This window comes from Brucella haematophila (assembly GCF_005938105.1).
In the GTDB taxonomy this organism is placed as follows: Bacteria; Pseudomonadota; Alphaproteobacteria; order Rhizobiales; family Rhizobiaceae; genus Brucella; species Brucella haematophila.
On the sequence record NZ_VCPE01000001.1, the window covers coordinates 464,358 to 491,240 of the forward strand.

Here is a 26,883-nt window from a genome sequence, read left to right on the forward strand (position 1 = left end):
CATCTTCTGGTGGAACTGCATCATGGCATTTCGCAAGTCTAACCAAGCGGACAGTTGATCATGGCATCAAAAACTATGGCTCTCGACGTTCTGGTCAGACTGCGCGACCAGCTTTCCAGCCCGATGCGTCGTCTCACGGGCAACCTTCAGAAATTGACTGGCTTTGCGCGCCGTATCGGGGTTCTCGGTACGGCGATCGCTGCTATCTCTTTCATGGGACCGGTTCAGGAAGCGGCGGCATTTCAACAGCAACTGCTCGATATTGCAGGCACGGCGGAATTGTCAGGCAAGGCCGCATTCGACTTCGCGGCAAAGGCAAAGGTCCAGTATGAGGAGCTCGCGCTTGCGGTTGGTCAGATGTCGGAAACGGTTGCCGCCGGTGCAGGTCAGATGATTGCGGCCGGTGTCGATCGCAGTCTGATCGATGCAACGCTTGGCGATATCGGTCGGGCCGCAACAGCCGCCAATGCCGAATTTTCGGACATGGCAGGTGTCACCACGTCTCTTCTCAACAACCTGAAGGTTCCAGCCGACCAGATCAAGGATAGCCTGGGCGCACTCGTTATGGCCGGTAAAGCCGGGTCTTTCGAGTTGAAGGACATGGCGAAGTATTTCCCGCAGCTGACGTCTCAGGCTGCGAAGTTTGGTGTCAAGGGGCGCGAGGCCGTAAACTTCCTCGCCTCGTCGCTTCAGATCGCGATGAAAGGTGCCAGCGATCCATCGGTTGCGGCCAACAACTTTAACAATTTTCTGTCCAAAGCGCTCGCTCCCATGACGCAAAAGAATTTTGCGAAGATGGGCGTCGATATTCAGGCCGTCATGCAGGATGCTGCTTCGAAGGGCATCAACCCGCTGGAAGCCATGCTTCAGAAGGTCGGCAAGCTAACTGGCATCGGCGAAAACGACATCGCCAAATACATGAAGGCCGCAGAAAAGAACGGCCTCAAGGGTGCTGACGCAGTCGCTGCTGTTCGCCAGCAGCTTGAAGCAATCGGTGCAGCCGGAAAGGTCGGCAAGCTCTTTGGAGATCAGCAAGTCCTAGACTTCCTGATTCCGTTCCTCGCCAACGTCGATGAATACAAAGACATCAAGAAGTCTGTCGCGGCAGCTACTGGCGCGGCAATCGATGCCGACTTCGAAACCCAGATGGCAGGCGATAATCGCCAACTCGCAATCTTCCGCGAGATCGGCACGCAATCCGTTCGCGAGGTTGGTTCCGCTTTTGCGTCGTGGCTTCCGACCATCAATCCATTGCTCATGTCCGGCATACGTGCTCTGCGCGAGTTCGACCAGGCGACAGGCGGTTGGGTCAAAACCCTTCTAACGGGCGCAGGCGGCGTGGTTCTTTTCGTGACCGCACTTGGTGCGCTCGGCCTTGCGCTTCCAATTGTTGGCGCTGGACTTGGAGCCATCGGTGCGTTGATCGGCGTGATCCTGTCACCGCTTGGTGTTGCCATTGGCCTTCTGGCTGGTGCCGGTGTGCTGATTGCCAAGAATTGGGACAAGGTGAAGCCCACTCTCATGAAGTTCTGGGACGGCCTGAAGGATCGGGCGTCGAAGGCATGGGAAGGCACCAAGCGCTTGTGGGGACAGGCACAGCCTTATCTTTCCCGCATCTGGTCGCGCGTGTCGGATGGTGCTGTTCGTGCCTGGGACTGGATTGCTGATGCAGCACCGCGCGCGTGGTCGCGGATTTCCAACGGTGCCAAGTCGATTTTCTCCAACATCAATTTCGATAGCCTGAAGGTCGGCAGTTTGAAGGTGCTTGAAGGCGTCTTCAATGGCCTTCAAACCGCCTGGACCGCGCTGAAAGATATTGGCAAAGGCATCGAGCCGTCGCTGGCGCCGATCGGTGAAAGCCTGAAGCGGACCTTCGGCCACATGGGCGACACCTGGAACAACCTCAAGCAACTCGGAAGCGCATTGGGAACGCTGGCGAGCAATCTGCTTCAGTTGGTCGGTTTCGATACCGGCAAACTTGGCGGATTTGCACAGACCATGGGTGAATGGATCGGCAAGCTGGAGCTTATCAAATTCACGGGGCTTGAGAAAATCTGGCAGGGAATCTCTGCGCTCACCAAAGGTCTCGCGGAACTCGCCGAGTGGGCAGCTGGAACTAGTGCGATGCCAGACTGGGCAAAATGGTTTCCAGAGAAGGCTGGCCAACTTGTCGGGGCGCTCGCTTCCGGCGTCGAAAAGCTTTGGGGATTTTTGAAGATGCCGATTGAACTGCCCGTGCTTGCCTGGGACGCGCTCGCGGCTGGCTTCGAACCTGTCTACAACAAGATCAAGGGCTGGCTGGACAGCATCGTTGGAGCTGTTCAGGCCGTAAAGGCTGCAATCCTTGGCGTGCCGAACGATGTGCAGAACTTCAACGGTCAGATTACGGGCAAAGATGCTCGCGGTGCGTTGAATGGCAACCTCGTGGTTCCGCCAATGCCAGAGCTGAAACGTCCACCGTCTGCCAATTCGAACGAACCGGAAAAGCGGGCAAGCCTTGAGACGCCGACGCGCATGGCTGCGATTCCCTCATCGCAACAGTCGGTCAATGTCGGCGGCGATATCCGTATCAAGGTGGATGGTCCGGGCAAGGTTGTCGGCGGTTCATCGGATAACAAGCGGGTGCCGATCACGACAGATCGCGGCCGATCAGTGGGGCTAGCATGATTTTCGATAGCGTGAGCGACATGCTGCCGGGGCTTCTCCCGGCCTCCTACCGGGGCATTTCCTTCTTCGTGCCGGATACCTCGACACAGGTCGGTCGCCGCGTGGCCGAGCATCTGTTTCCCGGCATCGATGTTGCCGCCTATGATGATCTCGGCCTCGCGCCGCAGACCGTCCAGATCGAGGGCCTGATCGTCAGTGATAGCTATATCGCTGAAGCGCAGGCGCTGAAGGCCGCTTTCGAGACAGCCGGACCCGGAACGCTCATTCATCCGTGGTTCGGGCCGATGCAGGTCATCATGGAAGAACCGGCTGAGATTTCGTTCTCGGCCTTCGAGCTGCGCGTGGTTCGCTTCAACGCCACCTTCAAACGCTATAATGGTGCGAGCCTTCTCGGGTCGTTTTCCACCGCCTCGTCCCTGATTAGTGCCGCGTTGTCGCTCGTATCGCTGGCGCTTTCGCTGACCGCGTCACCATCCAAGCGAACACTCTCGCGTCTTCGTACCGACGCCACGCAGCGGACCTCGCGCCAGATCGTTTCCTATTGGCAGTCAAGCGCAGGTCAGGCATCGAGCATTATTGCAGCTGCTTTGCCGCAGACCTTGCCTGCCACACCGGAAAGTCTCAGCCGTGCGGCAAGCACCGTCACTGACACGATCGTCAATATGGTTCCTGATCTGGCGGGCACTCCAGCCGTCGCGCCTGCCGCCGAGGCCGTTAGCTCATCGACCGGACTGACCGCTAGCCAGGCGCTCAATATTTGCGCTTCTGCCGGCAGTGAATTTGTCAGCCTTGCAGGCGATACGCCGTCGCGTCCGGACACGGTTCTCCTGACGGGCGTTGCGGGCGATGCCTTGGCGAAAGCCGCACAGCTTGCCGCTTATGTCGAATTCGGCTCCCGGTCGGAAGCCACGGCATTACGCGATCAGCTGATCGGCCAACTCATTATATATATGGACCTGCTTTCCAGCCTGTCCGATTCCGATTTCGCAGCGGAAGTAAGCGCCACCATTCGCGGTGTTCGTGACGTTCGGCTTTGCCTGATCGCCGACATCAATGAGGCGATTGGCCGACTGCCTGTTACGCGTGTCATCGATACCGAACGCGCCACCGATGCCTTCCAACTCGCCAACCATCTTTATGGCGATGATCCAACATCGATCGAGGATGGCTATCAATCGATTATCGAGCGCAACCGGCCACGCCATCCCGCATTGATCCCGGCCGGACGCATTGAGGTGACGGAATAATGTCCCGTGCGATCTATCTGAAAGTGGACGGGCAGATTTTTGACCAGTGGACGAGCGCCAGCGCCACCCGCGATCTGAAGGACTTGAGCGGTGCTTTCAGCTTCGAGCTGCGGGATTATAACCGGTCGCTTGCCAGCTTCGAGTTCGCTTCGCCTTCCAATGCCGTCTTCTATCTCCGCCCTGGTATGGCGGCAGAAGTCTACGTCGAAGAACAGCTCGTGCTAAAAGGCAACATTGAGACGGTTGCGCCCGACATCGATGGCGAACATGCGGCCGTCACCATCACGGGCAAGGACAAGGCGGGCGATCTGGTGGACAGCACGGCCGCGCCGAATGGTCCATCCGAATTCAACAACATCAAGCTGGAAGACGCCGTGAAGCGGATTGCCGAACCATTCGGCCTGTCCGTTCGATCCGAGATCGACACCGGTGATGCTTTCCCGCGTTATGGCATCGACCTTTCCGAAACTGGCATCAGCGCAATCGAAAAAGGCGCGCGCCAACGTCATGCTCTGGTGATGTCGGATGGCGTGGGAGGCATCGTTTTAACCCGCACCGGCGCACACCGCGCTCCGGCTTCGCTGACGCTTCCGGGCAACGTCAAGGCATCCAGTGGGCAATATTCCCACAAGGACCGGCATTCGAAGGTGATCGTGCGCGGACAATCTGAAAAGGCCGCGACCGCCCGCGATGGTCGAGCCGCTGCATTGACGGCGGGTGACGCGCCGGTCAGTCCGGATGATCGGCAAGCAACGGATGGTTCGGCCACCGAACGCGAACGGCGGGGTGTGGTCGCAGCTGGCGAAGCCGTGGATGATGAAATCAACCGCTATCGCCCGATCGTTCACCTCGCGCGCTCCAAGGCCGACGACAAAGCGTGTGGCGAGGAAGCCGACTGGCGGATGCGCACCAGGCGCGGCGAAAGCGAAGAGATTGCCTATCGGGTTAAAGGCTTCAGCGCCAACGGCCGTCTTTGGCGCGTCAATGAGATCGTGCCGATTGAGGACAGCTTCCAGGACGTGTTCCGCGACATGCTTATATCCCGCGTCACGTTCCTGATGGATGACAACGGATGCGAAACGGAGATCGCTGTAACGTCGCCTGAAGCCTTCGATAACAAGCCTGTAAAGGGCCGGCGAAAGAACCTTAAAAGCCGCAAGAAGTCGGTCAAGAAGAGCAAATCGGGCAAGTCGAGCGGGCCACTGGACGGCACGGCTAGCGCATTGTGAGGTCTCGCCATGGATAAAGATACTGCCGATAAGGTGCGGGGCATGGTGCGCCGCGTTGTCCTGAAGAACATCGTGGACGATGGCGAGACGCAAACGGCCTCCGTCGAGATCGCACCGGGCATCTGGCGCGATAAGGTCGAAATCCAGCAGCCTTATGGTGTCGCCAGCTCCGTGCCTGAAGATGGTGCCGTTGGCTTGGCCATCGCCGTTGGCGGCAACGAGGACGATCTTGCCATCGTGTCGATCAGCAATCCTTCGTCGCGCATGGGTAACTTGAAGCCGGGCGAAACTGCTCTTTATAATCAGCATGGCGATGGCATTCATGTCGGTGCCGACGGGATAGTCACCATTCAGGCCGGTGCTTCGATCGTCTTCAAGGTGGACGGCGTGACCGTCACGATTTCAGCTGGTGGCGTTGCCATCGAGGGCGGTACAATCACGCATGATGGCGTCGTAATCGACAAAACCCATACACATACCAATGTTGTGCCAGGCGGCGGTCTCAGCGGACCTCCTCCCGGTGGCTGAGAAATAATCTGTTTCGTGCCCGCTTCGGCGGGCATGATTGTTTTCGCGCGCGCGCGATAAAACCGGGCATGTTTTACGATGTGGCACTCATCTATGACCCGGAAACGCGCCGCGCTGATCTCGAAATCGGCGAAGATGGCGATCTTGTTATTGATGAAACGCCCGTAACAGCCGTTTTGCTTTCGGTCGGTCTAGACCGCCGTGCCAATCCTGACGATCCGTTGCCACTTGGCCGATCTCAATTCCTGACACAAGCTGGCATCGATGAGCGCCGGGGCGCTGCCGCAGATGCACTCGACCCGTCCGGTGACCGTATCGGTTCGCGCTGCTGGCTCCTCGATCGCGCTAAGGAAACCGAAACCACCCGCCTCCTTTATCTGAGCTGGCTTGGCGAAAGCCTCGATTGGGTGCGCCGGGACTTCGGTACCGCTGCCGAGATCGAGGCAAGCTGGATTGCTCCGCAGATGCTGGCATGGCGCGTCCAGGTCGATGACACAACCATTTCCGGTCGGAGGACTGCATAATGCCGTGGCCCGTTCCAACCGCGAAAACCATCGCTGAGCGCATTGCAGCTGCTCTGGAATACAGCATCTCCATCGTGCGGCCTTTGGTCGATCCGCTGGCAATATCCCGCGCCGTGCGTTCTGCGCGTGGCATGCTCGCCATGATCGGGAGGGCCGTCTCGTTGGAAGTGCGGGAGATTCACGATCATATCGCGTGGTGGGGCCGACAATATTTCGTTGATACCGCCGAAGACGAGTTCGTTTCTCGGCATTCCAACATTTGGGGTGTCTCGGCACGTCCGGCCACCTTCGCAGTGGGCAAGATCGATATTGAAGGTGCGGCCGGAACCCCAATTCCCGCCGATCTCGAAATTGCTGGTTCCGATGGCACGATCTTCAAAACCACGGAAACTGCGGTTATTGGCCCGAACGGCGGTGTTTCGGTTTCGATCATCGCTTCTGTTGCTGGTCCTATCGGCAATCTGGAAGCTGGTATTCGTTTGCGCACAGTTACCGCGTTTCCAGAAATCAACCGCATCGCGGTTGCCGATGGCGGCTTTGCTGGTGGCGCTGAAGCAGAAACGCCTGCGGAGCTTGGCGCGGCGACCATCGCCCACATTCGCCAGCGTCCGCATGGCGGCGCAGGCTTTGATTATCCGACCTGGTTGCGTGAGCAATTTGACGTGCGCGCAGTCAAGCCGGAAACCGATTGGGTGGGGCGTGGCTCGGTTGGTGTTATCGTCGCCATGAAAGACGGTACATCTGCCCGCGCTCCGACTGAATCGGAAATGGCCGAGCAGCTCAGCTATCTGGGCGCGCCTGGATCATCTACCGGCGTTCGACCCGTCACGGCCTATGTTGTGATTGTCCCGGCAGAGATGCGCGAGCTTCCGATCACGGTTCGGGTTCGTCCCGACACCGTGGCCACCCGTGCTGCTGTCGAAGAGGCTTTCGCAGCCTTCGTTGCGACGATCGGCGACGAAAACGACGATCAGAACGAAAGCCCCATCGGAGCCATCATTGAACCGTCGCGCATATCTGAAGCGATCTCGGCCGCGTCCGGTGAATATGCGCATGACCTGCTTTCTCCATCGGCGCGCTTCACGCTTAACCGCGACCAATATCCGCTTCCGGGCGAAATCACTTTTGAGGACCCGCTATGACACGGCCGCAGTCCTCAATCCTCGCCAGTCTGATCGGAAAACTACCACGCGGCTTCGCTCTCGGCCGACGCGGCGGCGTTCTTGACGCGGTCCTGGACAGCATCGCCAAGGTGCTCGTTGAAGGCGAAGCCAGCGCCGAGCAGCTCATGAACGAAATCGATCCGCGCACCGCCGTTGCCCTGTTGCCGGACTTTGAGCGCGTTCTTGGTCCTGATCCTTGCGGCCGTGATCTCGGCAATCAGACGCTGGAGCAGCGCCAGCGCCGGGCGCATCAGCGCTGGATCGCCAAGGGTGGCGCGAGCATTCCTTACTTCGTTCAGATGGCCGCAAGTCTCGGTCACTCAATCGAGATCGAAGAATTCTGGCCGTCGAATGCCGGTGTCCTTCATGCCGGTCAGCCGCTGATCGCTGAAGGCGAGCAGTTCACATGGCGCGTCAAGCTTCAGCTCATTTCAGAATGGGTTTTCCGCGTGGGCGTCAATCAGGCGGGCCAGCCGCTGGGCGGTTACGAAATCAGCGACATCGAATGCGAGCTTCGCCGCTTGAAGCCTGCGCACACACAACTCGTCTTCTCATACGTGGAGAACTGACATGGACCGCGTCAACGGTAATAATTGGGTTGATATCGGCGACGGCAAGCGTGGCTTTCGTTCGCAAAATGCTGCCGCTGGTATCGCCGGAACCGAGGTGACAGATAAAATTCTCAATGACATGCAGGAAGAAATCTGTGCAGTCATCGAGAATTCCGGGTTCGAACTCAACTCGGAAAATCAGCAGCAGCTTTGGGAAGCGCTTCAGACAATTGCAGCGCCGGGTTTTTCCAACCGCCTACCGTTTTTGCCAATCTTGTCTTCGACAATGGCTAATCCGCCGAACGATGCCACCGTAGGCGATGCCTATATCGTTCCAGCGGGCGCAACTGGGGCTTGGGATGGAATGTCACAAAAGCTAGCTGAGTGGACTGGCTCTTTCTGGCGGCTGGTCTCAACGAAAGACGGCCACGGCGTCGGTCTGCCTGATGGTCGCAGCTTGATGCGGGTTGGTGGCGTATATGTCGAAAAGACTGCTTTGGATGTGCAGTCGGGCACGTGGCTTTATGGCGTTGCAAGCGGTAGTGCAAATGCTTTGACTGCCGTGCTTAATCCAGCGCCTCCTGCGCTCGTTGCGGGAATGTCAGTTCGTCTGTTAGTGGCGACAACCAACACCGCTGCAGGGGTGACGCTCAATCTTAATGGGCTTGGCGCAAAGTCGATTTTCCGCAAGAACGCCAACAGCCTTATCGCGGGTGACATTAAACCCGGGCTGATTGAGCTGATCTATGACGGCGCGTATTGGCGGCTTATGAGCCTGCCGATCTCAGCAGTGAATCTTGGTTCAAACGGCGCGATGGACCTGCAGGGCGGAGTGACCATGCAGTGGGGAATTGGCCAGTTTGTAGCTGGAGATGGCGGCAAAAAGGTCGTGACATATACACAATCATTTTCCGGCGCTCCCCTTGCAGCCACCGCTGTTGATTCCGGTGCAGCTAGTTGGTCAACGACCAATGCCACTTTTCTCGGAACCGGCACCAAAACAGCAAGCACGATTCAGGTCGTTGGCGTGAACTGGAATGGCTCAGGCATGCAAATGTCAGCGAATGCGGCGTTCAATTTTATAGTTATAGGTCCGACTTAAAGGTTACTCGAATGAAGTATTCAGCCTCTACACGCGGCTTCTATAAAGATACCGCTCTCAATGCTCCAGCCGACGCCGTTTCGGTATCCGATGAGGATTACGCGGCTCTATTTGAAGGCCAGTCGTCAGGTCTTGAAATAGTTCCAGATGAAAAAGGCTATCCGGTTCTCGCTGATACACCTGATCTGTCACTCATGGAACTTCAGGCCAATCTGAAGCGCGATATTGATAGTAAGGCCGAAATTGAACGTCTGAAATACATCACACCCGGCGCAGGCCAGGCGATGACCTATCAACAAAAGGTTGCCGAGGCGCGGGCGTTCAAGGCGGAGACTGATCCGAATGCGACCGAATATCCTCTGATGTTGTCCGAAGTGGGTATTACCGCACCTACAATCAACGGCGTCGCAGATGTGGTTCTCGCTGCCTATGCGCAATGGCAACAGATTGGTGGGGCCATCGAAGCCATCCGGCTCGCTGCCAAGCGTGACATCGACACGACTACAGACAAGGCCGCAGCCCGCGCTATCGTTGATGCCACCGTATGGCCTTCGGAACAGGTGCAGGCATGACGGCCGTGGTCGGAGTGCTCCTGGACGAGCTGCGCGGCCTGTTATCGATTGAGCATGACGGTTCGATCACATGGGACGAGCTTCAGGAACTGAAGAATGAGTATTTTGGTGCCGAAGCCGTGGCGATCGAAGTTTACCCGCCGCACAGCCATGTCGTGAACAGCTTGCCCATGCGCCACCTCTGGAAGCTTGGATCGGGCGAATATTGGCCCGACCTGACCGGCCAGAAGCTTGTTGGCGATCTGACCTTGCGCGATCGGGAAATCCTAACGCGAACCGAACTGGAGTTTCTCAGCCGAAAGCCGAGCTAGGGACGGCCACGTCAATTCGTGGCAGCGGGGCAATCAGCCAAGATAAGACCCGCCCGACAGCCATCCAAGATAACCGTCGCATCCTTGCCCTTACGGGCAATTGGTTTGTGACCGATTCTCTTAGGAACGTACATGAGCCAGAAGGCCGATTTTGTTGCCGTCGATCCTGTTTCGCCGCCTGCTGCCTATATCGGTGGGAAGCGTCAGCTCGCCAAGCGCATCTGTCAGAAGATCGATAACATGCCGCATTCGCTGTATGCAGAGCCGTTTGTGGGCATGGGCGGAGTATTCTTCAGGCGCACTAGCGCACCGCGCGCCGAGTTCATTAATGACCGTTCGAAAGACGTGGCGAACCTTTTTCGCATTCTCCAGCGTCATTATCCGCAGCTCATGGATACGCTCCGGTTCCAGATCACGAGCCGAGCGGACTTCGAACGCCTGACCGTTACTGATCCCGAAACGCTCACTGACCTGGAGCGGGCTGCACGCTTTCTCTATCTCCAGCGCCTGACGTTCGGCGGGAAAGTTGCTGGCCGGACCTTTGGCGTGGATTACAGCCGCAGTTCACGCTTCAACCTTACGACACTTGCGCCGATGCTCCAGGAAGTTCACGAACGGCTTGCCGGGGTGGTTATCGAGAACCTGGACTGGAAGGCCTTTATTGAGCGCTATGACCGGCCAGAGACGCTTTTTTATATAGACCCGCCTTACTGGGGATCAGAAGGATATTACGGGAAAGAGCTTTTTGACCGTACTCAGTTTCAGGTTCTTGCCGATATGCTGATGGAGATCAAAGGTCGTTTCCTTCTCTCGATCAACGATGTTCCTGAAATACGTACCACCTTCGCCGCCTTTAAGATCGAAGATGTTGCGCTAACTTATACCGCAGCAGGTGGGGCCGGAAAGTCGGTCCGAGAACTGATCATCTCCAACTAGGGGCAAAAACATGGAGCCGGTGCTCGAAAGTGTGTGGCAGGACGAAAGACGAGGCACTGAATATCTGGTGGTTCGTATCGCGACGGAGGACATGGCGAGCCGATGCAAGGATGGCGATCAGGCATACCTCTGGGGTTGGTCGGATACGCGAGACGCGTACAGCCTGATTGCTAACTCGCTGCGGAACCTGAGCAACACTTCTACACTGTTTATGAAGATACCCGTTTCGATCCGTTTGGAGGATGACACGGCTCGTTGGGGAACCATCGTTGTGTACCAGGATCGGAAGGACAACCGCCTCTGGGCAGAGTATGCCGATGAGTTTCTTGATGGTCGATATAAGAAACTAAGCGCTCCTGATCAATGATGAGTGAAGCTGCGTTGAACTGACCTTCAAGGAGCGTTTCGCTCAGTTCTTTGACATCGTAAAACTGTTGCCACTCGATCTTGCGCGCGCTGCCACGCGATTTTGCGCGCTACAGATCGGGCTTATCAAAAGTGATTGCTATTTGATTTCTAGCATCAACAAAGCGAAAATGAAAAACAGCTAAGCTATTGATTTTTTGGTGCCGCTTGCGTGACTCGAACACGCGACCCCATCATTACGAATGATGTGCTCTACCAACTGAGCTAAAGCGGCCCGGGAACCTGCGTTCCAACTCCTGAAGGAGATTCCATTCGTTTCCGTCCGGACGGTGCGCTGATAACCAAAAGCAGAACGGAAAGCAAGACCGAAATCGAACAAAGCGTCAGATTGTTCCAACCTTGTGAAAACAGGGCCTTCCATTGGAGAGGCCCTGTTCGAAACTCGCTGGCACTATGGCTTATGCGCCTGCGCAGATCCGGTTACGCGCTTCCTTATATTCGCGCTCCAGACGGTCGATCAGTGCTGCTGCCGGAGCGATTTCATGAATTGCGCCAATGCCCTGTCCGCAGCCCCAGATATCCTTCCAGGCCTTCGCGCCTTCCTTCTGTGCCTGATCAAAATCCATTTTCGACGGATCGGCCTCCGGCAGATTGTCCGGGTCCAGGCCGGACTGGGCGATGGAGGGCTTAAGGTAATTACCGGCGATGCCGGTAAAATAGTTCGAATAAACGATGTCGGCTGCGGTCGAATCGACGATCATCTGTTTGTAGGCATCAACTGCGCGCGCTTCCGACGTCGCGATGAATGGCGAGCCGATATAGGCGAGGTCTGCGCCCATGGCCTGTGCCGCGAGAATGGATCGGCCATTCGCGATGGCGCCGGACAAAAGCAGCGGCCCGTCGAACCATGCCCGGATTTCCTGCACGAGTGCGAAGGGCGATAGAGGCCCGGCATGGCCGCCAGCGCCCGCGGCAACGGCGATAAGCCCGTCTGCGCCTTTGCGAATGGCGGAATTGGCGTGGCGATTGTTGATGACATCATGCAGCACGATGCCGCCGTAGGAATGGATCGCGGCATTCACCTCGGGCACTGCACCAAGTGAGGAAATGACAATCGGCACTTTGTATTTGACGCAGAGACCGAGATCGTGCTCCAGCCGCTTGTTGGAGCGGTGGACGATCTGATTAACCGCGAAAGGTGCTGCCGGGCGGTCTGGGTTGGCCTTGTCATGTGCGGCGAGGCCCTCGGTGATTTCGGCCAGCCACTCATCGAGCTGCGCCTCCGGGCGCGCATTGAGGGCGGGAAAGGAACCAACAACGCCAGCCTTACATTGCGCCATCACAAGTGCCGGATGTGAAATGATGAAAAGGGGCGCGCCGACAACAGGAATGCGCAATCTGTTCTTCAAACTATCCGGCAAGGCCATATCATTCTCCTCAAAAATTGACGTTTCCGTAAACGTAATATCTGTATCACGCCTGCATAGAACGGCAATACGAAAGATTAGGAGAGATTCGCCCGAAGAACCAAGTGAAAGCGTCTGTCAGGCCCATGGCAAATGCTCGGATAAAAGGGCTACGGACGGATAAGGTCACTCTTCAAAGCCTCCGCCGATGATTCTGCTGGAACAGACATGATTTTACAGTGTGATTCCGGCATGGGGCTTTTGATGTTGCGAGGGATGCAGGTGAATGGCGCGTTCAGAAGTCGTCGCTAAGATTATGAAACTGGTCGATATTTTGTTCTTCGAGGCAGCCCTGGTTGGTCTCTCGGGAGAGATTCCTGCATCAGATTCAATCTGCTAAGGTGAGACTATTCGTCGAAAGGTTCGGGGAAAAGAACGTTGAAAGTCGATATTTGACGGCAGGGCGTGTCTTATCAGGTAGCCAAATCGGTTATTGAACGGCTAAATGCCTTGATTCAGACGTTAAATTCGCTGAGGCTTGTGAAAAGCCGCTTCCTGAAAGTCGGTTTTGGTCTTTGGGAATGTGCATAAGGCGGGAAACGTGAACACGGGGACGAGCGGCCTTTGGATAGTATAGAACGCGCCATCAGAAACGCATTTGCCAAAGCGGATGCCTATAACCCGGCGACCCGTCAGCGTATCTACGAATCCGCATGGGGTGCCCATGAACGCGCGCTTGCGGCCAATACCGCACTGAGCGATGCTCAAAAAGAACAGCGCCGCCAGAAGCTGAAAGATGCCATCTCCGACATCGAGCAGGAATTCTCTGCGCCGCGCCAAAGCGAAGAACAGGGAGAGCCGTCGCTGGATGCGCCGCATCGCGATGACCCTGTCCTCGGTGGTGCTGCGGCTGTGGGCGGCGCTCCGGCGCTCGATACCGGCGATATTCGGTCCCGCGCATCGAAGAAAAAGGGCGGCAGTGCCGATCTTGGCTATGAAGGCGGCGTATCGCGTAAGGAAAAGCGCGGCAAGAAGAAGCGCCATTCGCCCTTTTATAGCTATGGCATTCCGGCGCTCGTGTTGTTTGTCGCCGTCATGATCGGCTATTCGCTCTATAGCAGTTTCATTGATCTGAGCCGTGGCCCGTCCAGCAGCCCGTTGCATAGCGATGGGGGCGGAGCACCGTTAAAGGATGGCGAAGAGCCGGGCGGCGCCAAGTGGATTACCATTTTCCAGCCGTCTGAAGCGACGCGCATGTCGGTGCAGGGCAGCGCCACGGCAGAAATCCTGCGTGATGGTCCGAGCAGCTTTGCCCGCGTGAAATCCTCGGGTGAAGGCGATACCGTCAAATTTGACGTTGGCGAAGGCATTCTGGACCAGCTCGCTGGCAAGACGGCCACGTTCGATATCATCGCCAAGGCCGATGGCGGCAAGATAACGCAAATGTCCGTCAGCTGCGATTTCGCAGGCTTCGGCGATTGTGGACGCCGACGTTATGATGTGGGTGAATCGCGCAACGATTTTCTGTTCGATCTGGATTTTGCAGGTGGCAAGAAGGCCGGTCGCGCGGGTGTCATCACGATCAATTCCGACCTGAGCGGATCGGGTAAGCCGGTTGACATCTACGAAATCCGCGTGTCGACGAACGCACAATAATTACGGAGAAACAACGGGCTGGTAGCTTTTCTTCTCGTCTGCTTTAGGAAAGTCAGCTCAGCAGTTTTTCCAGTGTTTCAAGCCGATCCGCTTCGCGGGGCGGCTTGTCCCAACGCAGTCGGGAAAAGCGCGGGAAGCGCATCGCGACACCGGATTTATGGCGCGTTGACCGGTTTAATCCTTCGAAGGCCACTTCCACGACGAGCCCGTGATTGGGTTCTGCACGGACTGAACGCACGGGGCCGAAACGCTCGATGGTGTTTTCGCGAACAAATTTATCCAGCAGTTTCAACTCTTCGTCAGTGAAGCCAAAATAGGCCTTACCGACTGGCACCAAGGCCGGTTCGTCCTCGGGTCCCGTCCAGACTGCAAAAGTGAAGTCGGAATAATAGCTCGACCGCTTGCCGTGGCCACGTTGCGCATAGACGACCACCGCATCAACGGTGAAAGGATCGCGCTTCCACTTGAACCACGGCCCCTTGGGGCGTCCGGGAAGATAGGCGCTATCATGCCGTTTCAGCATCACGCCTTCGATCACCGGGTGCGGAGGGTTGACGCGCAAGGCGGCCAGTTCGCTGAAATCGGTAAAAGGCAGCACGGGCGATAGATCGAACCGGCGTGGATTGAGTTGGCTGACGAAGGCCTCAAGCCGCCTGCGGCGCTCGGCAAAGGGCAGGGCGCGTAAATCCTCACCGGATTGCTGATTGCCGTCTTGCAGAAGATCATAGGCGCGGATGAAAGCCGGATAGTCGCGCAACTGTTTGGCACTGACGGTCTTGCGATTCAATCGCTGTTGCAGGTCCGAAAAGGTGGCGGTTTCGATGCCTGTTTCACCGTGGTGCCCGACAAGCAGCTCGCCGTCGATGGCGCCTTCAAAGTCCATCGCCTCAAGTACATCCGGAAAAGCGCCGGAAATGTCATCGCCGGTGCGCGAGTAGAGCTTGCGCGTTCCGTTTTCCGAGACGGCTTGCACGCGGATACCGTCCCATTTCCATTCCGCGCTGAATGCGGTGGGATCGAGCGAGGGTATCTCCGCTTCATCCAGTGCAGTGGCCAGCATGACCGGGCGGAAGGGCGCATCTGCTGTCGCTGCGGGTTTTGGGGTGTGCCCCTCAAGCCAGGCGAAAAGAGCCGTGTAGGGCGGCGACTGTCCGTGCCAGAGTTCTTCGATTTCTGTCACATCCACACCACCGAAATCGGCGAGCGCCTGTTTGGCAAGGCGTGCTGAAACCCCGATGCGCAAGCCGCCGGTTACGAGCTTCAGCAGGGCGTAGCGTTCCGATATGCCGAGAAGGTCTAGCCAGCCTGCAACCAGCAACGGGCCTTCGCGGCGCGAGGCATGTTGCAATTCATGCACCACCACGCCGAGCGAAAGATTGGTGCCGGGCGAGGTTTCGCTGGGGCCAGGCCAGATCAGTGAAATGGTTTCAGCCAGATCGCCGACATAATCATAAGAATAGGCAAAAAGCGTCGGGTCCGTCCGCTCGGCGATCAGGGCGCGCAGCATGGCGGGTTTTACGCTTTGCAGTTCCAGATCGCGCGTGATGGCGGCCAGCGCCAGTCCACGGTTGGGGTCTGGCGTGGAGCGAAAATAATCGGCAAGCAGGCGCAGCTTGCCGTTACGCTGCGGTGTGAGAACCAGACGGTCGAGAAGTTCGGCGAAGGCACGCATCAATCGCCCTCATCTTCATAGCCAATAAGATGCAATGGCTTTGCCGGGATGTTCTGCAATTCGCACCAGCGAACCAGAGCCTCCTCCCGCCCATGCGTGACCCAGACTTCTGCCGGTGCGATCTCTGCAATCGTCTCCGTCAGTTCGTCCCAGTCACAATGATCGGAGATGATCAGCGGCAGTTCGATGCCCTGTTGCTTGGCGCGCTGGCGGATGCGCATCCAGCCGGAGGCAAAGGCCGGAACAGGATCGGGAAAGCGCCGCGCCCAGCGATCGGAAAAGGCGGTTGGCGGGCCGACGATAATCTTGCCTGCAAAATCAGGCTGTTTCTCACCGCGCTCCAATGTTGCGGGTTCAAGCGGACCAAGGTCGATACCGCGCATCTGGTAATAGTCGCACAATGTTTCCAAAGCGCCGTGAATGTAGATCGGATCGCTATAGCCAGCATTGCGAATGAGCTTGATCACGCGCTGCGCCTTGCCGAGCGAGTAAGCGCCGACGAGATGCGCGCGCTCTGGAAATAGTGAGAGTGATTTCAAAAGCTTTGCGATTTCATGCGATGCATCGGGGTGGCGAAATACCGGCAGTGCAAATGTCGCTTCGGTGATGAAGACATCGCATTTGATAGGCTCGAATGGCGCGCAGGTCGGGTCCGCAGCGCGTTTGTAGTCGCCCGACGCAACGATGCGGGTTGCATCTTTTTCAACGGCTATCTGGGCTGAGCCGAGCACATGGCCAGCACCATGGAAACTGATGCGAACGCCGTTGATCGTCAGCGTTTCACCCAGAGCCATCGGCTGCACGGTTTCGGCGAAGCCTTCGCCATAGCGAAGCCGCATGATGTCGAGCGTTTCCTGCGTGGCCAGAACATGGGTGTGTCCTGCGCGGGCATGATCGGAGTGACCATGAGTGATCAGCGCGCGCTCCACCGGACGCACCGGATCGATATAAAAATCGCCGGGCGGACAATAAAGACCTTTCGGAGACGAACATAAGAGCTGGTTGAAGCGCATAAAGCCAAGATAGGTCAGCACCTTCTTGCTGAAAAGAGATGGGCGGCGTCATTGCTGACAAAATGAGAACAAAAGTGAACAAACATCTTGGCGTGGTGCTGCGCGGCTATTAGATTGGGGGCGTGACACTGAATTTGAAACCCGCCGCTGCATCTGCCACTTTTGCCCTGCCGGACCGTTTTATCGAATGGTTCGGTTCCAAGGGCTGGTCGCCGCGCGCTCATCAGCTTGAATTGCTGGGACGTGCCGAAGAAGGGCAATCGACCTTGCTGATTGCGCCGACCGGCGCGGGCAAGACGCTGGCCGGGTTTTTGCCAGCGCTGGTGGATTTGGAACGAAATGGCCGTAAAAAGCCGGGCGTGGCGAAGCGCGGCGTCCATACGTTGTATATCTCGCCGTTAAAGGCGTTGGCCGTTGATATCCATCGCAATCTCACCGTGCCAGTCGAGGAAATGGGGCTTGATATCACCATTGAGACCCGCACCGGCGATACGCCCGCGCATAAGCGCCAGCGGCAGAAACTGGCACCGCCCGATATTCTGCTGACGACACCCGAACAACTTGCCCTGCTGATTGCGTCCAAAGGGGCGGACCAGTTCTTCAAGGGGTTGCGCTATGTGGTGCTGGATGAGTTGCATTCGCTGGTGATTTCCAAGCGCGGCCATTTGCTGGCGCTGGGCCTGGCGCGGCTGCGCCGCCTGCAACCGCAATTGCAAACCATCGGCCTGTCCGCGACCGTGGCAGAACCGGACGAGTTGCGCCGCTGGCTGGTGGAGCAGGACGGTACTGGTCCCAAAGCCGGTCTGGTGACGGTGGATGGTGGCGCGAAACCGGAAATATCCATTCTCGATTCCGAGGAGCGGGTGCCCTGGGCCGGACATTCCGCGCGCTATGCGATTGCAGATGTTTATGAGGCGATCCGGACGCATCGGACCACGCTGCTTTTCGTCAATACGCGCAGCCAGGCGGAAATGCTGTTTCAGGAGCTGTGGCGCATCAATGATGCTACGCTGCCGATTGCCTTGCATCATGGCTCGCTCGATGCCAGCCAGCGCCGCAAGGTCGAGCAGGCCATGGCCGCCAATACGTTGCGGGCGGTTGTCGCGACGTCCACGCTCGATCTGGGTATCGACTGGGGAGATGTCGATCTGGTTATCCATGTCGGTGCGCCCAAGGGGGCGAGCCGTCTGGCGCAGCGTATCGGTCGCGCCAACCACCGCATGGACGAACCGAGCCGCGCCATTCTGGTGCCCGCTAACCGTTTCGAGGTTATGGAGTGTCGCGCCGCACTCGACGCCAATTATCTGGGCGCGCAGGATACGCCACCGCTGATCGACGGCGCGCTTGATGTGCTGGCGCAGCACGTACTGGGCATGGCCTGTGCCGAACCATTCAATGCCGATCAGCTTTTTGCAGAAGTACGCAGTGCTGCACCCTACATGAACCTTTCGCGCCAAAGCTTTGATCGCATTCTGGATTTTGTCGCAACGGGTGGTTATGCGCTCAAAACCTATGAACGCTTTGCCAAAATCCGCAAGACGGTGGATGGGACATGGCGGGTGTCCAATCCGCGGATTGCGCAGCAATATCGCCTGAATATCGGAACGATTGTCGAAGCACCGGAGCTGAATGTCCGGCTCACACGCGGCGGCAAAAAGGCCAGCGCCTATGGTGGCCGGGTTTTGGGCCGGATCGAAGAGTATTTTCTGGAAACGATGACACCGGGCGATACTTTCCTGTTTGCTGGAAAGGTGTTGCGCTTTGAAGGCATTCGCGAAAATGAATGCATCACGACCAATGCCGCCGGACAGGATGCGAAGATACCGGTCTATGCAGGCGGAAAATTTCCGCTTTCGACCTATCTCGCTTCGCAGGTACGGGCCATGCTGGCCGACCGCACGCGCTGGCAGTTTTTGCCCGAGCAGGTGCGTGAATGGCTGGAAGTGCAGGAATTCAAATCCGTGCTGCCGCGCACCGATGAATTGCTGATCGAGACTTTTCCGCGTGGTGGACGGTTCTACATGGTGGCCTATCCATTTGAGGGCAGGCTTGCCCATCAGACGCTTGGCATGTTGCTGACGCGCCGTCTGGAGCGCATGGGCGCACATCCGCTGGGCTTCGTCGCCACCGATTATTCGCTGGGTCTGTGGGGGCTCAAGGATATGGGCGCGATGATCCGCTCCGGCGCGCTCAATCTCACACGCCTGTTCGATGAGGACATGCTGGGCGACGATCTCGAAGCATGGCTCGATGAAAGCTATCTTTTAAAGCGCACTTTCCGCAATTGCGCCGTCATTTCCGGCTTGATCGAACGGCGTCATCCGGGACTGGAAAAGACCGGGCGGCAGGTGACCGTTTCCACCGATCTGATCTATGACGTCCTGCGCGGTCATGAACCGGACCACATCTTGTTGCAGGCGACGCGGGCGGATGCAGCGACAGGACTTCTCGATATCAAGCGCCTCGGCGATATGCTGGCGCGCGTGAAAGGACATCTTTTGCACAAACCGCTTGATCGTATTTCGCCACTGGCCCTGCCGGTGATGCTGGAAATCGGGCGCGAGCGTGTGGCGGGTGAGGGCGATGAAATGCTGCTCGAAGAAACGGCCGACGATCTCATCCGCGAGGCGATGGAATGAGGACGGGGGAATGAGGATCGGGAAATGAGAACCGCTGTCTGGAGCAATGGCGAGGCTTATAGTCTGGCGCATATGGAAGTGCGCGGGACTGCTGCCGTTTGCGATCCTTCAGGCGCGCTTTTCCTGCCGGATTTGAACATGCTGGTCGTGTCCGATCTGCATCTTGAAAAGGGCTCGTCCTTTGCGCGGCGTGGGCAACTCATCCCGCCTTATGACACGGCAGCTACGCTCGACATGCTGGCTGCGGCGATTGCCCGTTACCAGCCGAAAACGATCATCAGCCTCGGCGACAGTTTTCACGATCCGAAAGCCAGCGAACGTCTGCCGTCGCTTTATGCCATTCGGTTGAAATCGCTGATGGAACAGCGCGACTGGTTCTGGATCACTGGCAATCATGATCCTGAACGTCCGGTCGATCTGCCGGGCGATTGCGTTGGGGAGTTGGCTGTCGGACCGCTGGTTTTTCGGCACGAACCTTCGCTCAAGCTTGGACAGGGCGAGATTGCGGGGCACTTGCACCCGGCGGCGCGCATCGTACGGCGCGGGCGCTCGGTGCGCCGCCCCTGTTTTGTCAGCGATGGCGAAAGGCTGATCATGCCCGCCTTTGGTGCCTATACCGGCGCGCTTAATGTGCTGGATCGCGCTTTTCGCGGCCTTTTCGTGGATGAAACGCTACGCGCTTATATGTTGGGGCAAGGCAAGGTCTATCCGATTGCCCGTGGCGCACTACATGGCGGGTGATTAGTTTGGTTTTACGGATTCTAATTGCAGTTTTTTCTGTTAATTTAGAGAATAAAGACTACAACTATTAATTCGAAGCGCTTGGGATTATAGCTGGACCTGACACAGCTGCATCCGTTATATCTAGGGGTATATAACCGTTTCCTTCTCTGTCTGTATAGATTCCGCTTAGTATTAACATTGAATTCTGCGATATTGCAATTTGCGATAGTTTGATAACATCTTTTTGAAATTCATCGATTTCAGATCTTCTATATATGACATTGAAAAGATAATTACCATCAATTAGAGTTAATTGATAAGAATATCTGTCTGTGTATAATTTAAGCATGCCGAATGGATGATTGGATAGATATTTCATTTTATAATCCTGATAAAATCAATTTGATCATTGAAAACTGTAGATCGTACAAAGGCCTGGCACATCCGATTCAAGAACGGTTCCTTCTAGAACGAAATGTGTCCGAACCAACCGGTGAGGATCGCCAGAACAACTGTGACAGGCAATATAGCAGCATATAGTGGTGAGTGATGTTATAGGAATATTCAGTATCATATTTGAATATTCAATAATAATACAGGATATTTCCAAAATTGCTTTAGATAAATCTAAGCTTTAGCTGACAATAGTATGTCAGTTATATTTAAAGATATGTAACCATTTCCATCTATGTAGTTACCACTTAATGTTAGCGTCGATTTTTGCGCTATCGCAGATTGCGCTGATCGAATGATATCCTTTTGAAATTCGTTCATATGAGATGAATCATATGAATTCAGGAAATAATAATTTGAGTTAACGTCGACAAGTGTCAGCTGATAAGAATTTTCCGATATGTATACCTTAATTGTACGGAAAGGATGATTTGAGAAAGAAGTCATTTTTATATCCTTTTATAGAGAAATATCTATTTTTACTATTCAAGGCTATCAGTTTTGCGGATGGCTGCAACTGTTAGTTGTTACTGCATTTAATGCTCTTTCTGCTTGGAGATTTTAGTCTTTCCGGAACAGGATACGTCCGAACCAGCCGGTGAAGACCGCAAGGAAAACCGCGAACAAACCATAGAGCAGGCTATATTGGTGGGCGGCGTTATAGACGCTTTGTTCCAGACCGGCCTTGACGATTTCGAGGCTGGCATTGGCTTCACGCAGAAAGACGCCATTACGAAACAGGAGCGCGCGCGCCTTGTGTCGCCCCACCGGAACATTGGCGGGCAGGTTCAACGTTGCGCGAAACAGGGTGCGAGATACGAATTCCACGCCGCCGATGCGCTGGCTGTAAAGACCCTGCCGGATTTTCATCTCGCGAAGCTCGGTGCCGAATTTCGGAATATTGCCTGAAAGGCTCGAAGGGTCTTCCGGGTTCAGATAGAAATTGCGAACCCCAACTGAAAGCTGGCGGTAGATTTTCTCATCCGCGATATCCTGCAGATTGCGCGTCGAGGCGAGCGAATAAGACAGCGGAACGCCGAGAAAGGTTTCGGAGCTGGCGTTGATCCAGACGCCCAGATAACGCTCCTTCTTGCGCACCACCAGATTGCGCTCAGGTCCCTGCAAAACCACGATGATATCGTAGCGTCCCTGTCGCTGGATCATCGGATCAGCATTGTCCAGTGCGCCGAAAATCGTCAGGTCCGTGCCGCCGAAATTGGAGGTAATGGCGATGGTTTCGGTCGAAAGGCCGATATCGATGGTTTCTTCCGCAGGGGTCTGCAATTGCGGCACCGTGTTGCCGTCACCGCTGGCATTGACCTGTGCAAAAGCCGCGCCCGCGATCAGCGATAGCGCCATTGCCGAAGTGAGAGCAGCGGCCCGCATCTCAAAAATCCGCTATTGTGATCGAGAACAGATTGTCCGGTCGTACGAACAGGCCAAAGGCAAGGCGCAGTGCAACGGCTAAAACCAACAGGGCAAGCAAGAGCCGCAACTGTTCGCCGCGCAGCTTCTGCCCGGCGCGTGCGCCATATTGCGCGCCGATCACGCCGCCCACCATCAGCAGGAAGGCCAGCACGATATCGATCGACTGGTTGGTCGTTGCCTGCATGACCGTGGTGAAAGCGGTCACGAATGTGATCTGGAAGAGTGAGGTGCCCACGACCACATTGGTCGGCACATGCAAAAGATAGATCAGCGCTGGCACCATAATGAAGCCGCCGCCGACACCCATCACCGACGACAGAAGGCCGATGAAAAAGCCGATGCCGAGAACGGGGATGATGCTGACATAGATGGTCGAGGCTCGGAACCGCATCTTGAACGGCAGCTTGTGGATCCATGTGTGCTGGCCGGGTCGGCGTATCGCACCGCCTTTCTTGACCCGCCGCAAAGCGCGCAGGCTTTCCACCAGCATCAGTCCGCCGACGCTGCCGAGGAAAAACACATAGAGGATCGAGACGATCAGATCGAGCTGACCCAGTTCGCGCAGCCACGAGAAGACGAAAATACCAAGTAGCGATCCGACAATACCGCCAGCCACGAGAAACAGGCCGAGCTTGATATCGAGCGTTCGCCGTTTGAAGTGGACGAGCGCGCCGGAAACGGACGAAGCGATAACCTGATTGGCGCCGGTCGCAACGGCGATGGCAGGTGGAATATTGTAGAAGATCAGGAGTGGCGTGATCAGAAAGCCGCCGCCAACACCAAACAATCCGGACAGAAAGCCAACCGCAGCGCCCATGCTGAGCAGAACCAGCATGTTGACCGATAATTCTGCAATGGGAAGATAAATACCCAATTCCGAACCCGGCTCTGACGGACGCATACGCTCTACGGCCCGCTGCGGTCGCGCAATTCCGCGAGGCCTGTTCACCTACCGTCTTGCGCTGCCGGGACCGTTAAGTCAAACGCCGATTGTCATTACGGTTACCTTGCGCCGGACGTGTTACTTTCCTGCAATGGTATGCCGCGTTTAGCGGCATTTTCTGAGCTCTCTGCGACAGATCTTACGTGTTCTTCTGCAACAGCAGCTGAACCAGCTTCTGATCGACATTACCGGTCGGTTGCAGACCATTGGCCTTCTGGAACGAGGCAATGGCCGTGCGGGTCTTACCACCCATCACGCCGTCGGCGGTGCCGACATCATAGCCGTTCTTCTGAAGGATGAGCTGGATGTTGCGAACCGCCTTCTTCATGTCGACCGAGCCGGTGGTGGTTGGCTTGGCTTCCGTCCATGCGTCCGGCACGTCAATGGAGTTGGTGGCTTCGTTCAGCGGCTTCGGCTTCCACGACTGGACGGTGGCCTTGGCCTGTTCCAGTTGTTCCGGTTTCAGCACTTCGGCAATCTGATCGCGCTTCTGTGCCGCGTCCTTGTCGCCGGAATTGGCGGCCAGCGCAAACCACTTGTAGCTTTCTTCCAGGTTAACCGGAATGCCGAGGCCCTTGGCTGCGAGGATGCCAAGATTGAACTGGCTGTCCTTCACGCCAAGATCGGCAGCTTCGGTAAACCAGCGAGCGGCGGAGGCATTGTCCGGAGCGCCATTTGCGCCGGTTGCAAACAGGACGGCGAGATTGTGCATCGCGCTTGCATTGCCCTGCTGCGCGGAAAGCTGATACCAGGTCTTGGCCTTGTCCAGATCGCGGGGCATGCCGAGGCCTTTTTCATTGAAATTGCCAAGGCGATATTGCGCCGGGGCAAAGCCCTGACCGGCGGAAATGTCATACCACTGCGCGGCTTTGTTAAAGTCGGCGGTAACGCCGCGACCTTCCATATAGCGATTGCCGATTTCGAACAGGGCGCGTGCGTCGCCCATGGCGGCTGCCTCGCGCAGAGCTGCCGGGCCAGCTTCTTCCGGAATGGCCGGGATAGCGACCTGAGCCGGTGCCGAAGGCGAAGCAGCCTGTTCAGGGGCAGAGACTTCGACCGGAGTGGTCGGCGCGCTGGCAATTACCGTTTCAATGGTGGGCGATTGGTCCGATGCAGCTGGCGCTTCCGCCTTTTCCTGACGCGGCTCGGTAATTTGTGGTGTCTCGGTCTGGGCCGGTGCTTCAGCCTGTGCAGGAGCCTGCGTTACTGCTGGCGTTTCGGCGGCAGGTGTTTCCGGCTGCGGAGCTAGATCGACGGTCGCGTCGGTCGGTTCATCGCGGGTGAGGAACGCACTGCCAACTTGCAGACCCGCCATGGCGATCATGACGGCGCCAATTGCCATCAGGATCGGCTTGCGCTGGCGCTGCATAATGTCGCCAACGGATTTCTTCTTCTTGCCTGCGCCCTTGGTGGAACCCTTCTGGAGCTGTTCGGATTCAGCGGCGGCAAGCTGTGCGGCGCGGCGCGCGGCGGTGATGAAATCAACCTTGCCGTTGGCTGCCAGAGCAGCGTCGGCGGCATCTTCGCGCTGGCGGCGTTCTTCGCGCACGCGCTTCATGATGGAGTTGAGGTCGGGCATGTGATCGCCGCCGAACCGTGCATCCGGTTCGTTTTCCACGATTGGCTCGACGGCGGCCATTTCGCTTTCAAAAGCCGGGGCGTCGTTCTTGTCGAAGTTTTCGGCCTTGAGATCGTTGTCGGTATTGACGTCGTTCTTCTCGGCGCGACGTCCGCGCATTGCCTTGGCAAGGCCACCGAACAGCGACGACTTGGCCGAAGCCTCGCCAGTCGGTGCGGTAACGACAGCGGTTTCGCCCTGAATGGTTGCGAAGGCAGCCTCGGCAGCAGCGGTCGCAGGCGAGCGGGAGGTGTTCAGGCGTGGCGCATTGGTTTCCGGAGCAGCGAAGCGGGGTGCTGGTTCCTCAGCCAAAGCCATTGCCGGGCGGGCATCGTCTTCACGCTTGTCGAAGCCACGATTGCCGAAGCTATCAGCATTTACGCTTTGGCTGCCCATGTCCTGTTCAAGTCGGGACAGGCGATCCACGATCTTGACCAGCGTGTCGTGCACGGCTTCAAAAGTCTTGCTGTTGCGCTCGTCCGTGTTGCGGGCCAACATTTCCAGCGACTTCATATCGTCGGCCAACTGACGGGCAATGGTCGTGTCGCCCTGATTGCCGTGCTGGAGCACTCGCGCGACGGCACTTTCCGCAGCTTCGCGGGCTGCATCCAGAACCGTTTCGCGGTTCGTCGCAATCGAGCGCTCGATGGAGTCGAGGCGCGGCTTGATCTGGGCGAGTTCGGCAACCGGCTGGGCGAGATGGTGAGCAATATTGGCAATCTGGTCTTCCAGATTGCGGATCGCTTCGTTGTCGGCCAGATTTGGCATTTCATATTGCGGCGCTTGCAGCAATCCGAGCGAAATCTGTTGCGAAATATCGTCAAGGCGCCCTTCGAGCGTATGGATGGCGTCGCTGTCGATGGAGCGGTTGCCGTACTGCGCGTCCAGACGTTCGGTCAGTTCTGCAAAGCGGCGGTCAATGGTGTCGAGAACGGCAGGGTCTGGCTCCTGGCTGCGGCGTTCGGCATTTTCCAGCTTCTGGCCAATGGCTTCGAGGCGCGCCTCAACGCTGCGATAATCGGACTGGCTCAGATTTTCCGTAACCTTCGCGACTTGATTGGCCAGAAGGCTGATCTGATGCGCGAGCTGCTCGGCAATCCGGTCGGGCAGGGCCTGTCCGCTTGAGAGCACGTCGATGCGCTGCGAAAGCTCGCTGAGCTTCTGGAACAAGACATCGGAGTTCTGGCGGGAAGCCGAACCGTCGATCTGGTCTGCAAGCTCGGCAAGGCGCTTCTCAATGCGCTCCAGACGGCGCGCATCTTCCTGATCAGGGCGCTGTGCGCGGCTGGTTGCGATGATCGCACGGCTGATTTCATCCAGCCGGGTGTCGATCTGGTTCAGCATATCCTGTTCGAAAGGTGCGGCATTCTGCGGGTTCAGCGCATCTTCGATGGAATGGGTGAGCCGACCGATCCGCTCTTCAATCGCGCTGAAAGCGTGGGATTGGGGCAGGGTGCCGATAGCCTCACGCATCTGCTCAAGACGCGAGCCAATGGCGTTCAAGGCCGGGTTAACGGCATCGTGACGCTTTTCGAAAGCCTGCATCTGCTCGTCAAAGCGGTCCCAGCGGTTGTCGAGACGGCGCAGGGTTTCTTCACGGGCGAGTGTGTGAACAGTGCGGTTCAATTCGTCGAACTGACGGCGCAGAGCCTGCGCATTGGCCTCGCTGCTGCGTTCCGCAAGCAGGTGGACGCTTTCGCTGAGGCGATCGAAATCGTCGCTCATACGTTGCGAGAAACCTTCTTCGCTGGCAGCGCGTTGCATCCGCGACATTTCGCGGCTGGCATCGCTGATCTCGATGCTCGATGCGAAGCGGGGCTGCGCTTGTTCCTGCTGCTGGCGCTGGCTGTCACGGCGGCGGCGCAGATTGTCGGCGATCTCTGCGAGACCGGCTGCGGTGTCGTCCGTATAACGCGGGGCGGCGGGTTGGTGAGCAGCAAAGGAGGGAGCGTTCGGATGCGGTGCTTCGGGTGCGTCCTGTTCCAGCTCCATAAGGCGACGCTCAAGACCGGCAAGGGTACGGTCGAGCTCCTGCATGGCTGCGGAGGTTGGACGGCGCTCGCGATGCGCGTTCAAATCATCAATTCTGGAACGCGAACCGGAAGCTAGCTCTGGATTTGCCATGAGAAATTCACT

22 protein-coding genes and 1 tRNA gene are annotated in these 26,883 nt (G+C 57.0%); 15 read left to right on the top strand and 8 right to left on the bottom strand.

Annotated features, from left to right (window positions below):
* Nucleotides 1–60 precede the first annotated feature (60 nt).
* The 12 genes from FGI60_RS02185 (at nt 61) to FGI60_RS02240 (ending at nt 11,197) form a co-directional block, all read left to right on the top strand.
* The gene (locus FGI60_RS02185) at nt 61–2,667 is read left to right on the top strand and encodes a phage tail tape measure protein (protein WP_138783726.1); all 2,607 of its coding nucleotides are present in this window, start codon (nt 61–63) and stop codon (nt 2,665–2,667) included.
* Nucleotides 2,664–3,914 (top strand): DNA circularization N-terminal domain-containing protein, encoded by a 1,251-nt coding sequence (locus FGI60_RS02190; protein WP_138783727.1) that lies wholly within the window; start codon nt 2,664–2,666, stop codon nt 3,912–3,914. The genes FGI60_RS02185 and FGI60_RS02190 overlap by 4 nt, the downstream gene beginning before the upstream one ends.
* A complete protein-coding gene (locus tag FGI60_RS02195; RefSeq protein ID WP_138783728.1) occupies nt 3,914–5,143 on the top strand; it encodes a phage baseplate assembly protein in 1,230 nt (409 codons plus the stop codon). Before FGI60_RS02190 ends, FGI60_RS02195 begins: the two co-directional genes overlap by 1 nt.
* A gap of 9 nt (nt 5,144–5,152) precedes the next feature.
* Nucleotides 5,153–5,671, top strand: coding sequence for a phage baseplate assembly protein domain-containing protein (locus FGI60_RS02200; protein WP_138783729.1), 519 nt, complete (start codon nt 5,153–5,155; stop codon nt 5,669–5,671).
* A gap of 68 nt (nt 5,672–5,739) precedes the next feature.
* A complete protein-coding gene (locus FGI60_RS02205) occupies nt 5,740–6,195 on the top strand; it encodes a phage GP46 family protein (protein ID WP_138783730.1) in 456 nt (151 codons plus the stop codon).
* On the top strand, nt 6,195–7,337 hold the full coding sequence (locus FGI60_RS02210) for a baseplate J/gp47 family protein (RefSeq protein WP_138783731.1): 1,143 nt from the start codon (nt 6,195–6,197) through the stop codon (nt 7,335–7,337). Before FGI60_RS02205 ends, FGI60_RS02210 begins: the two co-directional genes overlap by 1 nt.
* Nucleotides 7,334–7,927, top strand: a complete 594-nt coding sequence (locus tag FGI60_RS02215; RefSeq protein WP_138783732.1) for a YmfQ family protein — start codon at nt 7,334–7,336, stop codon at nt 7,925–7,927. Before FGI60_RS02210 ends, FGI60_RS02215 begins: the two co-directional genes overlap by 4 nt.
* Before the next feature lies 1 nt (nt 7,928).
* On the top strand, nt 7,929–9,011 hold the full coding sequence (locus tag FGI60_RS02220; protein WP_138783733.1) for a DUF2793 domain-containing protein: 1,083 nt from the start codon (nt 7,929–7,931) through the stop codon (nt 9,009–9,011).
* 11 nt (nt 9,012–9,022) lie between these two features.
* Nucleotides 9,023–9,583: a hypothetical protein gene (locus FGI60_RS02225; protein WP_138783734.1), complete on the top strand. Its 561-nt coding sequence runs from the start codon at nt 9,023–9,025 to the stop codon at nt 9,581–9,583.
* A complete protein-coding gene (locus tag FGI60_RS02230) occupies nt 9,580–9,894 on the top strand; it encodes a DUF7694 domain-containing protein (protein WP_138783735.1) in 315 nt (104 codons plus the stop codon). The genes FGI60_RS02225 and FGI60_RS02230 overlap by 4 nt, the downstream gene beginning before the upstream one ends.
* A gap of 132 nt (nt 9,895–10,026) precedes the next feature.
* Nucleotides 10,027–10,830, top strand: a complete 804-nt coding sequence (locus tag FGI60_RS02235) for a DNA adenine methylase (RefSeq protein WP_138783736.1) — start codon at nt 10,027–10,029, stop codon at nt 10,828–10,830.
* Nucleotides 10,831–10,840: 10 nt separating this feature from the next.
* Complete coding sequence (locus FGI60_RS02240) at nt 10,841–11,197, top strand: hypothetical protein (RefSeq protein ID WP_138783737.1); 357 nt, start codon at nt 10,841–10,843, stop codon at nt 11,195–11,197.
* Nucleotides 11,198–11,394: 197 nt separating this feature from the next.
* Here the strand turns inward: FGI60_RS02240 and FGI60_RS02245 are convergent.
* Nucleotides 11,395–11,470, bottom strand: a tRNA-Thr gene (locus FGI60_RS02245).
* Between the two features lie 184 nt (nt 11,471–11,654).
* Nucleotides 11,655–12,623 carry an NAD(P)H-dependent flavin oxidoreductase gene (locus FGI60_RS02250; protein ID WP_138783738.1) on the bottom strand — a complete coding sequence of 323 codons (969 nt, stop codon included), beginning with the start codon at nt 12,621–12,623 and terminating at the stop codon, nt 11,655–11,657.
* A 603-nt stretch (nt 12,624–13,226) separates the two neighbouring features.
* Between FGI60_RS02250 and FGI60_RS02255 the strand changes: the two genes are divergently transcribed.
* The gene (locus FGI60_RS02255; protein ID WP_138783739.1) at nt 13,227–14,258 is read left to right on the top strand and encodes a hypothetical protein; all 1,032 of its coding nucleotides are present in this window, start codon (nt 13,227–13,229) and stop codon (nt 14,256–14,258) included.
* 52 nt (nt 14,259–14,310) lie between these two features.
* On the opposite strand, the gene FGI60_RS02260 is transcribed toward FGI60_RS02255, so the two are convergent.
* Together FGI60_RS02260 and FGI60_RS02265 are read right to left on the bottom strand one after the other, a co-directional pair.
* A complete protein-coding gene (locus FGI60_RS02260) occupies nt 14,311–15,930 on the bottom strand; it encodes a cisplatin damage response ATP-dependent DNA ligase (protein ID WP_138783740.1) in 1,620 nt (539 codons plus the stop codon).
* Complete coding sequence (locus FGI60_RS02265; RefSeq protein WP_138783858.1) at nt 15,930–16,943, bottom strand: ligase-associated DNA damage response exonuclease; 1,014 nt, start codon at nt 16,941–16,943, stop codon at nt 15,930–15,932. Before FGI60_RS02265 ends, FGI60_RS02260 begins: the two co-directional genes overlap by 1 nt.
* Before the next feature lie 122 nt (nt 16,944–17,065).
* Between FGI60_RS02265 and FGI60_RS02270 the strand changes: the two genes are divergently transcribed.
* Both FGI60_RS02270 and pdeM read left to right on the top strand, forming a co-directional pair.
* Nucleotides 17,066–19,582: a ligase-associated DNA damage response DEXH box helicase gene (locus FGI60_RS02270; protein ID WP_138783741.1), complete on the top strand. Its 2,517-nt coding sequence runs from the start codon at nt 17,066–17,068 to the stop codon at nt 19,580–19,582.
* A 24-nt stretch (nt 19,583–19,606) separates the two neighbouring features.
* A complete protein-coding gene (gene pdeM / locus FGI60_RS02275) occupies nt 19,607–20,323 on the top strand; it encodes a ligase-associated DNA damage response endonuclease PdeM (RefSeq protein WP_138783742.1) in 717 nt (238 codons plus the stop codon).
* A 67-nt stretch (nt 20,324–20,390) separates the two neighbouring features.
* On the opposite strand, the gene FGI60_RS26205 is transcribed toward pdeM, so the two are convergent.
* The 4 genes from FGI60_RS26205 to FGI60_RS02290 all read right to left on the bottom strand — a co-directional run bounded on the left by FGI60_RS26205 (nt 20,391) and on the right by FGI60_RS02290 (nt 26,871).
* Complete coding sequence (locus tag FGI60_RS26205; protein ID WP_171058678.1) at nt 20,391–20,684, bottom strand: hypothetical protein; 294 nt, start codon at nt 20,682–20,684, stop codon at nt 20,391–20,393.
* A gap of 635 nt (nt 20,685–21,319) precedes the next feature.
* Nucleotides 21,320–22,144 carry a TIGR02186 family protein gene (locus FGI60_RS02280; RefSeq protein WP_138783743.1) on the bottom strand — a complete coding sequence of 275 codons (825 nt, stop codon included), beginning with the start codon at nt 22,142–22,144 and terminating at the stop codon, nt 21,320–21,322.
* 1 nt (nt 22,145) lies between these two features.
* Nucleotides 22,146–23,021 (bottom strand): sulfite exporter TauE/SafE family protein, encoded by an 876-nt coding sequence (locus FGI60_RS02285; RefSeq protein WP_235889723.1) that lies wholly within the window; start codon nt 23,019–23,021, stop codon nt 22,146–22,148.
* Nucleotides 23,022–23,268: 247 nt separating this feature from the next.
* Nucleotides 23,269–26,871 carry a peptidoglycan-binding protein gene (locus FGI60_RS02290; protein ID WP_138783745.1) on the bottom strand — a complete coding sequence of 1,201 codons (3,603 nt, stop codon included), beginning with the start codon at nt 26,869–26,871 and terminating at the stop codon, nt 23,269–23,271.
* Nucleotides 26,872–26,883: the final 12 nt, after the last annotated feature.